Below are 13,508 nucleotides of genomic sequence, written 5' to 3' on the forward strand. Positions count from 1 at the left end.
GGCAGAAGGATGAATGCAAAGCCCTGTGCCAGACGGGGACCATTGAGGAGCTCGCATGACCAAACAAAACGCCTATACCCGGGAAGACCTCCTGCGCTGCAGTCGCGGCGAGCTGTTCGGCCCTGGTAATGCGCAACTGCCCGCCCCCAACATGCTGATGATCGATCGCATCGTGCATATCAGCGAAACCGGCGGGAAGTACGGCAAAGGCGAGATCGTCGCCGAGCTCGATATCAACCCGGACCTGTGGTTCTTCGCCTGCCATTTCGAAGGCGACCCGGTCATGCCCGGTTGCCTCGGCCTCGACGCCATGTGGCAGCTGGTTGGTTTCTACCTCGGCTGGCAGGGTAACCCCGGCCGTGGCCGTGCCCTGGGCTCCGGCGAAGTCAAGTTCTTCGGCCAGGTGCTGCCGTCCGCGAAAAAGATCACCTACAACATTCACATCAAGCGCACTATTAATCGTTCGCTGATCCTCGGCATCGCCGATGGCACCGTTGCCGTCGACGGCCGCGAGATCTACAGCGCCGAAGGCCTGCGCGTTGGCCTGTTCACCTCTACCGACAGCTTCTGAAGGACATCCGCATGCGTCGCGTCGTGATCACTGGCCTGGGCATCGTTTCCTGCCTGGGTAATGACAAAGCCACTGTTTCCGCCAACCTGCGCGCCGGCAAGGCCGGTATTCGCCACAACCCGTCCTATGCCGAGATGGGACTGCGCAGCCAGGTGTCCGGCTCAGTCAACCTGAACCTGGAAGAGCTGATCGATCGCAAGCTCTTCCGTTTCATGGGTGATGCCGCTGCCTATGCCTACCTGGCCATGCAGCAGGCCATCGAAGACGCCGGCCTGACCGCCGAGCAGATCTCCAATCCGCGCGTGGGCCTGATCGCCGGCTCCGGCGGCGCTTCCACCGTCAACCAGATGGAAGCCATCGACACCCTGCGCGAAAAGGGCGTCAAGCGCATCGGCCCATACCGTGTGACCCGCACCATGGGCAGCACTGTTTCGGCGTGCCTGGCCACTCCCTTCCAGATCAAGGGCGTGAACTTCTCCATCTCCTCGGCTTGCGCCACCAGCGCACACTGCATCGGCCAGGCCATGGAGCAGATCCAGCTGGGCAAGCAGGACATGGTCTTCGCCGGCGGCGGTGAAGAAGAACATTGGAGCCAGAGCTGCCTGTTCGACGCCATGGGCGCCCTGTCCACCCAGTACAACGAGACTCCCGAGAAGGCCTCCCGCGCCTACGACGCCAAGCGTGACGGTTTCGTCATCGCCGGCGGCGGCGGCATGGTGGTGGTCGAGGAGCTGGAACACGCCCTCAAGCGTGGCGCCAAGATCTACGCGGAAATCGTCGGCTACGGCGCGACTTCCGACGGCTACGACATGGTTGCCCCGAGTGGCGAAGGCGCCATCCGCTGCATGCAGCTGGCGCTGTCCACCGTCGACACGCCGATCGACTACCTGAACACCCACGGCACTTCCACTCCGGTGGGCGACGTTGCCGAAATCCGCGGCGTACGCGCTGTGTTCGGTGACAAGGCCCCTGCCATCAGCTCCACCAAGAGCCTCTCCGGCCACTCCCTGGGCGCAGCAGGCGTACAGGAAGCGATCTACTGCCTGCTGATGATGGAAGGCAAGTTCATGGCCGGTTCCGCCAACATCGACGAGCTCGACCCGGAAGTGGCCGATCTGCCGATCCTGCGTGAGACCCGCGAGAACGTTCAGATCGACACCGTCATGTCCAACAGCTTCGGCTTCGGCGGCACCAACGCCACCCTGGTGCTGCGCCGCTTCAACGGCTGACGGCTCCTGCGGTACCGAAAAGGCCCGTATCCCACCGGATACGGGCCTTTTCCTTTCTGTCCGCCCCACCGTTGAACAGCACCATCGCCTACACACTCGCGTAGCTAAGTTCGACGATGCCGTGCTCAATGCCGGGATGGTGGCCTGTGGGGACCTTACAGGCGACATTGACACCCGTGGTCGCGAGGAGTCCGCCCAACTGATGCAGGCGCTGCAGCAGACTTCCGCGGCCAGCCAGGAGCTCTCTCGCCTGGCGCTGGACTTCAACGGCATGATCGGGAAATTCGTAGTCTGAGCCGGACACCACAAGGGCGCCCGAAGGCGCCCTTTTCATTTCCCTGTGATCAGGCCGCCTCGCGGCCGTCGCTCGCTTTGTCACGGCTACCGACGCGCGGCAGCAACATGGGCACCTTCTGCCGGTAGTCGGCGTACTCGGGATGCTCGCGCAGCAGGTCGCGCTCTTCCAGTTGGATGGCGGCCAGTATGTAGATGCTGGTCACTACCGCGAACAGCAGATGGGTCGCAGTCATGGTCGGCGTCGCCCAGAAGCACAGGAACCATCCCAGGTACAGCGGATGCCGCACCAGCTTGTAGGCACCAGGCATCTTGAACTCCAGCGCCGTGTAGGGCTTGCCCAGCAGGTTCAGCCAGACCTGGCGCAGTCCGAACAGATCGAAGTGGTTGATCAGCAAGGTAGCGTAGAACACCAACGCCCAGCCGAAACCGAAGGTGGCGCCCAGCACCAGACGACCGGAGCGGTTCTCGATGTTCCAGATCTCGCCACCCAGGGGCTGCCAATAGCTGTACAGCATGATCAGCGCCAGGCTGGAAAACAGTACGTAGGTGCTGCGCTCGGCTGCAGGCGGAATCCACTGGGTCCACCAGGCCTTGAAGGCCGGGCGGGCCATCAGACTGTGTTGGACGGCGAAGATGGCCAGCAGCAGTACGTCGATTCCAAGGGCGGCCCAGAACGGCAAGCGCGGATCACCATCCAGGGTGCGCGGAGCAAATGGCAAGTTGGCAACGAAGCCGATGGAGTAGACGAAGGTGGCGAAGAAGATCAGGTAACTGATCAGGCCGTAGAAGAAAATCGAAACGCGCTTGAAGTAGGTGAACATGATGCGCTCCTGCCTGGGGTTCTGGTCGGCGACAACTCTCCGCCTTGGAAACCAGCTTGGGCCCGGCCTGTATCAGCCCTATGGCTGACAGCGCTCAGTTTGTTTCCGCTTTGTATCCGCTCCCCGGGTTTCCCAGCCAGGCATGCAACAGTTGATGCAAGCGCTGCTGGTTCAGGGGCTTGGTCAGCAATGCCTTGACCCCTTGCTGCTGCACCTCGCTCTCCAGCAACGAGTCGCTGAACCCCGTATAGAGCACGATGGGCAGGTCCGCGCGGGACGCCAGCAGGCGCCTTGCGAGCTGCAGGCCGGAAAGGCGCGGCATGCTCTGGTCGAGGATGGCGAAGTCCCAGGCGTAGGGGTCGGCGCAGAGCAGCTGGCTGGCTTGCTCGGCGTCACAGAAGATACTTGTCTCCAGCCCCCAGCCCTCCAGCAGCTCTCCCATGAACTCGGCCACCGTGGCGTCGTCGTCTACCACCGCCACGCGTCCGCTCAGAGCCGACCGCAACAGCGGGCGCTCAGTTGTCGGCGCACTCGTCGTGTCCGCGGCGACGGCTGGGCCGTGGGCTGGCATCAGCACCCTGAAGGTGGCGCCCTGCCCAGGTGCGCTGTCCAGATGGATATGGCCACCGTACTCATGGACGATGCCATGCACCATGGACAGCCCCATGCCGCTACCCTGCCCACTGGCCTTGGTCGAGAAGAACGGCTCGAATATCTGCGCCCGCAACGCCGGATCGATTCCCGGCCCGCTGTCGCTCACGGTGAGCGCAACGTAGGGACCCTTGATTCGTTGCTGACAGGAAGCGCAGGTGCCCTCCAGCTCCTGCTGGCACAGGCTCACCCGCAATTGGCCGACACTGCCCATGGCATCCCGGGCGTTGATGCAGAGATTCATCAGCACCTGCTCCAGCTGCACCGGGTCCGCCAACACCTGCGGCAGGTCGTGGTCCAGTTTCACCTCCAGCTCGACGGTCGCCGGCAAGGTCGACTCCACCAGACGAATGAAATTCCCCAGCAGGAGGTCCAACGCCACCACCTGCGGCTTGCCGCGGCTGCCACGGCTGAAAGTGAGCATCTGCTGAATCAGGTCGCGAGCCTTTTCCGCCGAGCGCTGCACCCGCGACAGGTATTTGCCGAGTCGCTCGTCGCCGCCCTGCTCCGCCAACTCCTGGGCCATCACGGTATAGCCGAGCATGCTGGTCAGCAGATTGTTGAAGTCGTGGGCAATACCTCCCGTGAGGTGCCCAATGGCCTCCATGCGCTGGGCCTGGCGCAACTGCTGTTCCAGCCGGGCGCGCTCTTCTTCGGCCTGGGTGCGTTCAGTGATGTCGCGCAGATAGCAGATGAAACGTGGTCCCTCATCTCCTGGCACCTGGGTCAGAGCCAGTTCAGCGGCGAACTCACGGCCATCGGCACGCTGGGCCATCACTTCCATACGTTTGCCGAGGAAGGCACCGTGCCCGGTCTGCAGGTAGTGTTCCAGAGCGTGCTCGTAGGCTTCGCGGAAACGTGGCGGGATGATCAGTTTCAGCAGCGAGTGGCCCAGCGCCTGTTCGCGGCTGATGCCGAAGCACTGCTCGGCCGCCGGGTTGAAGGCCAGCACCCGACCGGCCTCGTCCATGCTGATGAAGCAGTCCAGGGCGGTATTGGTAATGGCCCGATACTGAATTTCGCTGGCCCGCAAGGCCTGCTCGGCCTCCTTGCGCTGGGTGATTTCGCGGGTGATGCCAAGGATGCGGTCTATGCCGCCGATGGCCACGCGCTTGAGCAGCACTTCATCCCAGTGCAGGCTGCCGTCGCGATTGCGCCGGTGCCATTCGAAACGCTGCATCTGGCCGGCAGCGGCACGGGCCAGGTAGCCGGCCGCTTCCTTGCCGGTATAGGGCGAATAGCCGGCGCTGAACGCGTCGATCTCCAGCTTGAGCATTTCCTCGTAGCTGTAGCCATAGGCACGGCATGCCTTGGGGTTTACGTCCACCAGGCCGCCACTCTCGATATCGTGGACGAAGATGGCGTCCTCCGAGGTATCGAAGATCGCCCGGTAGCTGGCCTCGGCCTCCAGGCGCTCTATCTCTGCCGCAGCCCGTACCGAGAAGATGCGCAGCACCGACTCCACCTTGTCGCGGTCGCTCATCGGTCCCGTGCGCCCCGCGGCAATCAACCCCAGCGGGCGGCCATCACTGGCAAAAAGCGGGAAGCCGGCGTAGCTGTCGACGCCGAAAGAGGCCAGTACTTCATCGCCGGGGTAGGAGCTGCGCAAGTCGCGGGGCACGAAATGGAAACTGCGGCCGAATACCTCGGCGCAGGGCGTGCTCTTCAAGTCATAGGTCGCGTTCTGGTGCAGCTTGCCCTCGTAGTAGAGCGCGAGCGTGGTAAGGCGATGCGGTCCCTCGTCGCTGATGCGGCTGACGAAGGCGAAGTCGGCATTCAGCGAGCGCACCATGTAGCGCGCGATCGCCTCGAACACCTCATTACCGGTCGCGGCGGACACACCCAGGGCAACGAAGCGCAGGACTTCCTCCAGGCTCTTGCGCGAGCTGATGTCGGTGGAAATGCCGCAGATGGCGCTGACCCGCCCCTCGCTATCGAACAGCGGGAACTTGTTCGACAGGTAAGTACGAATGCTGCCGCCCATTGGCACTTGCTCTTCGAACTCGAGCTCATGGCCAAGCTGGATCACCCGCAGGTCGTTGGCCCGTAGAACGTCGGCAATTTCCTTGGGGAAGAATTCGTGATCGGTGTGCCCCAGCACGCGTTCGGCACGCACCTTGAACAGGCGCTCGAACGACCGGTTGACCAGCACCAGACGGCCGTCCAGGTCCTTTACATAGATCACCGCGCTGCTGTTATCGACGATCTGTCGCAGGTGATGCTCTTCGGCACTGATGGTGAAGTGACGGGTCAATGGCTGGCTCACCGGTGGGCCCTCCGGGGGAAGCGGACTGCCTGAGTATAGAGACAGCCTGCCCTTCTCCGGAGGGCATCCGGGACCATTGAAACAATTGAAACAAAGCGCTGACGTGGGGGCGAATTGTGGTTTTAGCCCGGCACGAACATGTACCCCACGCCACGTACGGTGCGGATGATCTGCGGCTTGTCCGGGTCCGCTTCCAGCTTACGGCGAAGGCGCGCAATGCGAATATCGATGGAGCGGTCGAAGGGGTTCCAGTCGCGATGCTGAGTCAGATTCAGCAACTGGTCGCGGGAAAGCGGACGGTTGGGCCGCTGGGCGAAGGCCTGGAGCAGGTCGAACTCCATGGCGGTCAGGGGAATTTCCTCGCCCGCCGCATTGAATAGCTGACGGCTCTGCAGGTCGAGACGGCAGAGGCCGAGTTGCAGGCAGGGATTGTCGCTTTCCGTGGCGGGCATGGCCGCAGGTGCAGGGGCACGGCGATAGCGCCGTAGCACGGTCTTGAGCCGTGCCAGCAGCTCCCTCGGGTCGAAGGGTTTGGCCACGTAGTCGTCAGCGCCCACTTCCAGGCCGACGATGCGATCCAGCGGCGTGCCTGCACCGGACACCATGATCACCGGTAAGTCGTGATGCTCGCGCAGGTAGCGCGCAAGGCTGAGGCCATCCTCGCCGGGCAGCCCGACATCCAGTAGCACCAGGTCGGGTAGCGCCTCGGCCAGCCGCGCACGCATCTGGCGGCTGTCGGCCACGGCGTGGACCTGGTAGCCCTGGCCGCCGAGGTAATCCAGCAACAACTCGCGGATCGCCTCGTCGTCATCCACCACCAGAATGCTGATCTGTTCGGCCATGGGCCCGCGCCTCGCGCCTGCTTCAGACCCAGCGACTATAGCGCGCCACGGCGACGCACGCGGAATCAGCGGACGGTGAAGCTCTGTTCGGCCAGCAGGCGGTCCGCCTGGAAGACCATGAAGCGCCACTCACCCGGCACCACTTCATAATGCTCGGTGAACTCGAAGGCCATCACGTCAGTGGGTGCGCCAGGTGCCATCTTCTGCTCCACCACGAACTTGTCGTGGCGCTTGCCATCCGGCGTGACCACGCCGGGGGTGAGGTAGAGCAGGGTCAGCGGTGCGTCCTTTTCCTGCTTGCCAAGCAGTGTGTAGCGCATGCCGAACTTGGTACCGAGCTTGGCCGGGATTTCGTCGGTCTGCTCGATGGTCTGGTTGCTGCGAGTCAGCACGCGCTCGCCCGGCTGGTAGTCCTGGTACTGGGATTCGAAGATGCCGTACTCCACCGGGCCATCCACTCGCACATCAGCCAGGGCAACGCCGGAGGCCAGGCCGAGGGCCACGAGTGCTGTCATTCGAAAGGGGATCATGTCGCGCTCCTTGTTTGCGGTGGCGCGAGGTTATGACGTGCCCATGACATCCTTGTGACAGGCTCACTGCGTGCGATCGCTCCGGTGCCTGGCTGGTAGTACGGCGAGGAAATTGTCCCGCGCCACCTTGCGCGCCACCGCCTCTGGCAAGGCGTCGAGAAAGACATCGTAGGCCGTCAGGTAGTCACCCAGCCCGTCGAAACGCCCCACCACGTCCGAGCCCAGCATGAAGCGGTCCGGATACCGTTCCACCAGCTTTAGCCAACGGCGAACCGGCTTGCCGTCGGTGTCCAGCAGATAGGGTTTCAGCACGCTCCACGACAAGTCGATGTAGAGGTTTGGATAGGCCCCGAGAAGCCGGTCCAGAGCGGGCAGGAGGAACTCCATCTTCGTCTGGTGACGGTGTATTTCCATGCTGGAGCCTGCATGGGCCCAGATGAAGCGCACATGGGGATGATTGCGCAGTGGCTCCTCCACTTCCTGCAAGTAGAGCGGGTTGCGCTCGCGCTTGGAGGTGATATTCGAGTGCAGCAGCACCGGCAGGTCGTACTCGGCCGCCAGATGATAGATGCGGGTCATGGCCTCATTGTTGGCGCGTGGCGTGTCGCCATCGATCAGGGCCGTGAGGTCGTCGTGTCGGGTGAACACTTCACCGATGCCCTGCCAGAGCCCTGGGTCCAGCTCCAGCATTCGGCGAATGTGCGCATCGGAATTCTTGTCGTTGGGGTTGAAGCCACTCAGGAAAGGGTGGAAGCGCTTGCGCTGCTCGGCGGGCAGTTGCTTCACCGCAGCGGCCACTTGCACATCCGTGGCGCTGTACCAGTAGGCACCGGCATCGTCCCCGGCGTAGTAACGCGGCCGCTTGGGCTCGTCCTCGTGCCACTTCTTGGCCACCGGAATGCCGGAAATCATCACATGGTCGATGTTTGCCTTGTCCATCGCCTTCACCAATGACTTCATTCCATCGCTTTCCTGGAAGAAATCCACGTAATGGAGATGGGCATCGCTGAAGCGATACTCACGCGCTTCGCCCGGCATGGTGACCGCCAGCAGCAGCGCGGCAAGACTGGTCCTCAGTCGGTACAAGACACTTCCTCCGGAAAAGCTGAGCGACTGTAGACCGGCTTCGGTGCGCGTGCGTTCAACGCGCGCGCCCTGCTGCCGGCCGCCGCCCTTTGCGTTAGCCTAGCCGGGACTCGATCCGTCCATCGGCCAGGAGGCCCTCCATGACTATCCGTCTCACCCGTGATTCCGCCATCGGCACCCGCCAGCGCATCGAACTGGACGGCAAGGCACCTCTGTTCACCGACCTGCCGACCGAGCTGGGTGGCGCAGGTGCAGACCCTGAGCCGCATGACTACTTCGATGCAGCCCTGGGCAGCTGCAAGGCGCTGACCGTGACCTACTACGCCCAGAAGAACGGCATCCCGCTGACGGGGGTGGACGTCGACGTTACCCGCGACGACAGCGAAGAACGCAAGGGCCACTATCGGCTGGATGTGAAGTTGACCCTGCGCGGCGCCCTCACCGATGAGCAGCGCGCCACCCTGCTGCGTATCGCTGACAAGTGCCCGGTACACAAGCTGATGACCCAGGTGGAAGTAAGCATCGCAACGCGCCTTGCCGAAGGCGACTTCAGTCAGTAAACCCTGTAGGAATCCTGAGCATGAGCATCCTCATCATCCGACCCCGCGCCGAAGAAGTCGCCGGGCAACCCATCCTCCGTCCGTTACCTTCGGCCCAGTGCCGTAGCGTCGGACCCTTCGTGTTCTTCGATCACATGCTGGAGGCCGACTATGCGCCGGGGACGGGTATGGATGTGCGCCAGCATCCGCATATCGGCCTGTCCACCCTCACCTACCTGTTCGAAGGCGAACTACAACACAAGGACAGCCTGGGGTCTGACCAGTTGGTGAAACCGGGCGATGTCAGCTGGATGACGGCCGGCCGCGGCGTCGCCCATGTCGAGCGCACGCCGGCGAACCTGCTGGCCAGCGGCTCCCGTGCCCATGGCCTTCAAGTATGGCTGGCCCTGCCCAAGGCCTCCGAGGACTGCGAACCCAGCTACAGCCATCACCCGGCATCCAGCCTGCCTCAACAGGAAGCACTCGGCGCGCGTATACGCCTGATCGCCGGAACGGGCTTCTGCCTGGAATCACCCGTACCGGTGCTCTCCCCTACCCTCTACGCCGATCTGCAACTGGAAGCCGGCGCCACGCTGACCATCCCTTGCGAACATCCCCAGCGCGCGCTGTACCTGCTGGAGGGTGAAGCCTTGCTGGACGAGCAGACGCTGGAGCCACGCAGCCTGGTGGTTTTGCCCGAAGGCGAGGAGTTTGTGCTTGCCGCATGTAGCAGCTGCCAACTGGTGATGATCGGTGGTGCTCCGCTGGATGGTCCGAGGAGGATGAACTGGAACTTCGTATCCAGCAGCCCCGAGCTGATCGAAAACGCGCGCAGCCGTTGGGCAGCCGGCGACTGGCCGACCGTGCCGGGCGAGACCAGCCGCATCGAACTGCCGCGCTGATCGGCTCGCCCTGCACCTGTTTGGGCCTCGCCCCTAAACGAAGACCTCGTCCAGCAGCGCATACATTGCGGTGAATGCGCGCCGCGATACCTTTTCGTTGTACTGCGCGGTTCCCGGGTTGTTGGCGGCAGGATCGGTGAACGAATGCACCGCGCCGCCAAAGCTCAGTAATTGCCAATCCACGCCCGCCTCCCCCATCTCCCTGGCAAACGTCGGCAGTTGCTCACGGGGTACCAGCGGGTCTTGGGCGCCATCCAGCACCAGCACGGCGCCCTGGATATTGCGGGCATCATCGGGGTTCGGGGTATCCAGTGCGCCATGAAATGACACGGCAGCCTTGAGCGGCGCTCCAGCCCGGGCCAGCTCCAGCGCACAGGTGCCGCCAAAGCAGAAACCGAAAGCCGCCAGCCGTGTGCCATCCGCCGGCGCCAATTCCTGGCTGCGCAAAGCGTCAAGGGCCACTAGCAGGCGTCGACGCAGCAACGCGCGATCCTGCTTGAGCGGCAGCATGGCGGCGCTGGCCTCCGCGGTACTCGCCGGCCTCACCGTCGCCCCATAAATATCGACCAGCAACACGCGAAAACCCCGGCCGGCCACCTGGCTGGCCAGCTCGCGCGCACCATCGCTGACACCGAACCAATTGGGCGCCATCAACAGCCCGGGACGCGGGGCCATGTCAGCCGCGTCGAACAATAGGCAGCCTTCGAATGCCAGGCCATCGACGGTATAGCCAAGCGACCGGGACTGGATTTGCGTCATGGATTACCTTGCTCCGGTAAAGACTTCATCGAACAGGTCGTTCATGGCCTGGTAGGCCCGTGCGGCGACCTTGGGATTGTATTCATTGCGACCCGGCACATTGGCCTCGCGATCGGTAAAGGAATGCACCGCACCGCCGTAGCTGACCAATTGCCAGTCTGCCTTCGCGGCCGTCATTTCGGCGCTGAAGGCATCCACCTGATCCTTGGGTACCGCTGGATCGTCGGCGCCATGCAGCACCAGCACCGGTGCGCGAATATTGCGGGCATCGGCCGGATTGGGGGTATCGAGGTTGCCATGGAAGGATACGAAGCCCTTCAGCGGAGCCCCTGAACGCGCCAGTTCAAGCACGCTGCCACCACCGAAGCAGAACCCGATCGCACCGAGGCTCGCCACGTCCAGCGGCACTTTCTCGCCCTGCTTGCGGAGTACCTCCACACCGGCCTGGGCGCGCTTGCGCATCAATGGACGATCGCCACGCACGGCAGTAGCCGCAGCCTTTGCCTCTTCCGGATTGCTCGGTCGGATGCCCTTGCCGTACATGTCGGCGATGAAGATCACATAGCGTTGTCCGGCAATCTCCTTGGCCTGTTCAGCTGCAGCCGGCGTCACTCCAAGCCAGTTGGGCACCATCATCAAGCCGGGGCGCGGTGTCTTCACGGTATCGTCGTAGACCAGCGTGCCCTCGAAGGCCTTGCCATCGATCTCATAGGGAACCGCCTGGGTGACCATAGCCGCCCAGGCGGGGCCGGTGAATGCGAACAACAGCGAAGAAAGCAGCAAACGGTTCATGGAGTGCTCTCCTTTCCTGGGGAAATGACCAAGGTTAGACAGTCCTGTGGCGCAAACCGTCCTACCGCTTTCATTGCCTGGAATTTCAGCCTGGCCCGATGTGTGGCATTCATTCGCCAAGGGCGACGCAGCTACACCAAGACGCTGCTTGTCGTACCTGCGATCCGGTTGGCGAGTGAACTCGACCCAAGAAGAGCCGGCGTTAATCCCGGACAAAGAAAAGGCCCGCATTTGCGGGCCTTTTCCTTACCTTCCAACAGTCAGGCGGAGAGCTCCACCAGCAGCTTGTTCAGGCGACGCACGTAGGCAGCCGGGTCCTTCAGGCTGTCGCCTGCGGCCAGGGCAGCCTGGTCGAAGAGGATGTGCGACAGCTCGCCGAAGCGGTCCTCGTCCTGCTCGCCATCGAGCTTCTCGATAAGCGGGTGGGCCGGGTTGATCTCGAATATCGGCTTGGAGTCCGGTACTTTCTGGCCGCTGGCTTCGAGGATCTGGCGCATCTGCAGGCCCAGGTCCTGTTCGCCGATGGCGAGGATCGCCGGAGAGTCGGTCAGGCGGTGCGACACGCGCACTTCCGAGACTTCTTCACCCAGCGCGGTCTTGAGACGCTCGATGAGCCCCTCCTTGGTCTTGGCGACTTCTTCCTGGGCCTTCTTGTCCTCTTCCGAGTCCAGCTTGCCGAGGTCGAGATCGCCACGTGCGACGTCAACGAAGCCCTTGCCGTCGAAGTCGGAGAGGTAGCTCATCAGCCATTCGTCGATGCGGTCGGTGAGCAGCAGCACTTCGATGCCTTTCTTACGGAAGACTTCCAGGTGCGGGCTGTTCTTCACCTGCGAATAGCTCTCGCCAGTGAGGTAGTAGATCTTGTCCTGGCCTTCCTTCATGCGACCGATATAGTCGGCCAGGGAAACGCTCTGCTCGCCCGAATCGTCGCTGGTGGCAGCGAAACGCAGCAGGCCGGCGATCTTCTCCTTGTTGGCGAAATCCTCCGCCGGACCTTCCTTCAGCACCTGGCCGAAGTTCTTCCAGAAGCCCTTGTATTGCTCGGGTTCGTTCTTCGCCAGCTTCTCCAGCATGTCCAGCACACGCTTGGTCAGCGCCGACTTCATGGAGTCGATCACCGGACCGGACTGCAGGATTTCGCGGGAAACGTTCAGCGACAGGTCGTTGGAGTCCACCACGCCCTTGATGAAGCGCAGGTAGAGCGGCAGGAACTGGTCAGCCTGGTCCATGATGAACACGCGTTGCACGTAGAGCTTCAGACCACGCGGCGCCTCGCGGTGATAGAGGTCGAACGGTGCACGGGCCGGGACGTAGAGCAGCGAAGTGTATTCCAGCTTGCCCTCAACCTTGTTGTGGCTCCAGGACAGCGGATTCTCGAAGTCGTGGGCGACGTGCTTGTAGAACTCCTGGTACTCCTCGTCCTTCACGTCGGTGCGCGGACGGGTCCAGAGCGCACTGGCGCGGTTGACGGTTTCCCACTCCTGCTCGGCCGGCGCATCCTCACCGTGATGCTCCTTCGGCAACTCGATGGGCAGGGCGATGTGGTCCGAGTATTTCTTGATGACGTTGCGCAGGCGCCAGCCGTCGGCAAACTCTTCTTCGCCGCTCTTCAGGTGCAGGACGATACGGGTGCCGCGTTCGGCCTTGTCGATGGTGGCGATGTCGAACTCGCCTTCGCCTTGAGACGACCAGTGAACACCTTCGGTGGCAGCCAGGCCGGCGCGACGGGTGAACACGTCGACCTTGTCGGCAACGATGAACGCGGAATAGAAGCCCACGCCGAACTGGCCGATAAGGTGGGAATCCTTCTTCTGGTCGCCGGAGAGGTTCTTCAGGAAGTCGGCAGTCCCGGACTTGGCGATGGTGCCCAGGTGCGCGATCACCTCGTCACGGCTCATGCCGATGCCGTTGTCCTCTAGGGTGACGGTGCGAGCCTCCTTGTCGAAGCTGACTCGGATCTTCAGCTCGGCGCCCCCTTCCAGCAGCGCGGGCGTTGCCAGCGCTTCGAAGCGCAGCTTGTCGGCTGCGTCGGAGGCGTTGGAAATCAACTCGCGGAGGAAGATTTCCTTGTTGGAATACAGGGAATGGATCATCAGGTGAAGCAGTTGCTTCACCTCGGTCTGGAAGCCCAGGGTTTCTTTTTGAGTTTCCACACTCATGGTCGTCTTACTCCACGTGGATGGCTAGAGCCGCTTACAGCGGCGGATCACATCCAGATGGGGC

General features: G+C 62.8%; 13 protein-coding genes. 5 read left to right on the forward strand and 8 right to left on the reverse strand.

What is annotated here, in order from left to right; genetic code table 11:
* Positions 1-55 precede the first annotated feature (55 nt).
* The 3 genes from fabA to E8E75_RS07820 all read left to right on the forward strand — a co-directional run bounded on the left by fabA (position 56) and on the right by E8E75_RS07820 (position 2,095).
* Entirely contained in the window at positions 56-571 is a 516-nt protein-coding gene (gene fabA, locus E8E75_RS07810) for a 3-hydroxyacyl-[acyl-carrier-protein] dehydratase FabA (protein WP_003456128.1), read from the forward strand.
* 11 nt (positions 572-582) lie between these two features.
* Positions 583-1,800 carry a beta-ketoacyl-ACP synthase I gene (gene fabB / locus E8E75_RS07815; RefSeq protein ID WP_120651596.1) on the forward strand — a complete coding sequence of 406 codons (1,218 nt, stop codon included), beginning with the start codon at positions 583-585 and terminating at the stop codon, positions 1,798-1,800.
* A 121-nt stretch (positions 1,801-1,921) separates the two neighbouring features.
* Entirely contained in the window at positions 1,922-2,095 is a 174-nt protein-coding gene (locus E8E75_RS07820; protein ID WP_153921144.1) for a hypothetical protein, read from the forward strand.
* 49 nt (positions 2,096-2,144) lie between these two features.
* Here the strand turns inward: E8E75_RS07820 and mddA are convergent, their stop codons facing one another.
* The 5 genes from mddA to E8E75_RS07845 all read right to left on the reverse strand — a co-directional run bounded on the left by mddA (position 2,145) and on the right by E8E75_RS07845 (position 8,245).
* On the reverse strand, positions 2,145-2,918 hold the full coding sequence (gene mddA / locus E8E75_RS07825; protein ID WP_120651597.1) for a methanethiol S-methyltransferase: 774 nt from the start codon (positions 2,916-2,918) through the stop codon (positions 2,145-2,147).
* Between the two features lie 94 nt (positions 2,919-3,012).
* Positions 3,013-5,835: a PAS domain S-box protein gene (locus E8E75_RS07830; protein WP_120651598.1), complete on the reverse strand. Its 2,823-nt coding sequence runs from the start codon at positions 5,833-5,835 to the stop codon at positions 3,013-3,015.
* Positions 5,836-5,957: 122 nt separating this feature from the next.
* Positions 5,958-6,677, reverse strand: coding sequence for a response regulator (locus E8E75_RS07835; protein ID WP_120651599.1), 720 nt, complete (start codon positions 6,675-6,677; stop codon positions 5,958-5,960).
* A gap of 65 nt (positions 6,678-6,742) precedes the next feature.
* Positions 6,743-7,207 carry a DUF3859 domain-containing protein gene (locus E8E75_RS07840; RefSeq protein WP_120651600.1) on the reverse strand — a complete coding sequence of 155 codons (465 nt, stop codon included), beginning with the start codon at positions 7,205-7,207 and terminating at the stop codon, positions 6,743-6,745.
* Positions 7,208-7,270: 63 nt separating this feature from the next.
* Positions 7,271-8,245: an amidohydrolase family protein gene (locus E8E75_RS07845; RefSeq protein WP_256673221.1), complete on the reverse strand. Its 975-nt coding sequence runs from the start codon at positions 8,243-8,245 to the stop codon at positions 7,271-7,273.
* 188 nt (positions 8,246-8,433) lie between these two features.
* Between E8E75_RS07845 and E8E75_RS07850 the strand changes: the two genes are divergently transcribed.
* A complete protein-coding gene (locus E8E75_RS07850; protein ID WP_120651602.1) occupies positions 8,434-8,853 on the forward strand; it encodes an OsmC family protein in 420 nt (139 codons plus the stop codon).
* A gap of 20 nt (positions 8,854-8,873) precedes the next feature.
* Positions 8,874-9,734, forward strand: a complete 861-nt coding sequence (locus E8E75_RS07855) for a pirin family protein (protein WP_178123554.1) — start codon at positions 8,874-8,876, stop codon at positions 9,732-9,734.
* A gap of 33 nt (positions 9,735-9,767) precedes the next feature.
* Here the strand turns inward: E8E75_RS07855 and E8E75_RS07860 are convergent, their stop codons facing one another.
* The 3 genes from E8E75_RS07860 to htpG form a co-directional block, all read right to left on the reverse strand.
* Positions 9,768-10,493 (reverse strand): dienelactone hydrolase family protein, encoded by a 726-nt coding sequence (locus E8E75_RS07860; RefSeq protein WP_280358470.1) that lies wholly within the window; start codon positions 10,491-10,493, stop codon positions 9,768-9,770.
* Positions 10,494-10,496: 3 nt separating this feature from the next.
* The gene (locus tag E8E75_RS07865; RefSeq protein ID WP_153921138.1) at positions 10,497-11,285 is read right to left on the reverse strand and encodes a dienelactone hydrolase family protein; all 789 of its coding nucleotides are present in this window, start codon (positions 11,283-11,285) and stop codon (positions 10,497-10,499) included.
* A gap of 260 nt (positions 11,286-11,545) precedes the next feature.
* Positions 11,546-13,444: a molecular chaperone HtpG gene (gene htpG, locus E8E75_RS07870; protein ID WP_120651605.1), complete on the reverse strand. Its 1,899-nt coding sequence runs from the start codon at positions 13,442-13,444 to the stop codon at positions 11,546-11,548.
* Between the last annotated feature and the right edge of the window lie 64 nt (positions 13,445-13,508).

It is taken from the genome of Pseudomonas sp. BN606, assembly GCF_029873115.1.
Taxonomy (GTDB): Bacteria; Pseudomonadota; Gammaproteobacteria; order Pseudomonadales; family Pseudomonadaceae; genus Metapseudomonas.

What these genes read in the sequence shown, in the direction of transcription:
- fabA (WP_003456128.1), top strand. Translation starts at nt 56, where the DNA reads ATGACCAAACAAAACGCCTATACCCGGGAAGACCTCCTGCGCTGCAGT.
- fabB (WP_120651596.1), top strand. Translation starts at nt 583, where the DNA reads ATGCGTCGCGTCGTGATCACTGGCCTGGGCATCGTTTCCTGCCTGGGT.
- mddA (WP_120651597.1), bottom strand. Translation starts at nt 2,918, where the DNA reads ATGTTCACCTACTTCAAGCGCGTTTCGATTTTCTTCTACGGCCTGATC.
- E8E75_RS07835 (WP_120651599.1), bottom strand. Translation starts at nt 6,677, where the DNA reads ATGGCCGAACAGATCAGCATTCTGGTGGTGGATGACGACGAGGCGATC.
- E8E75_RS07840 (WP_120651600.1), bottom strand. Translation starts at nt 7,207, where the DNA reads ATGATCCCCTTTCGAATGACAGCACTCGTGGCCCTCGGCCTGGCCTCC.
- E8E75_RS07845 (WP_256673221.1), bottom strand. Translation starts at nt 8,245, where the DNA reads ATGCCGGGCGAAGCGCGTGAGTATCGCTTCAGCGATGCCCATCTCCAT.
- E8E75_RS07850 (WP_120651602.1), top strand. Translation starts at nt 8,434, where the DNA reads ATGACTATCCGTCTCACCCGTGATTCCGCCATCGGCACCCGCCAGCGC.
- E8E75_RS07855 (WP_178123554.1), top strand. Translation starts at nt 8,874, where the DNA reads ATGAGCATCCTCATCATCCGACCCCGCGCCGAAGAAGTCGCCGGGCAA.
- E8E75_RS07860 (WP_280358470.1), bottom strand. Translation starts at nt 10,493, where the DNA reads ATGACGCAAATCCAGTCCCGGTCGCTTGGCTATACCGTCGATGGCCTG.
- E8E75_RS07865 (WP_153921138.1), bottom strand. Translation starts at nt 11,285, where the DNA reads ATGAACCGTTTGCTGCTTTCTTCGCTGTTGTTCGCATTCACCGGCCCC.
- htpG (WP_120651605.1), bottom strand. Translation starts at nt 13,444, where the DNA reads ATGAGTGTGGAAACTCAAAAAGAAACCCTGGGCTTCCAGACCGAGGTG.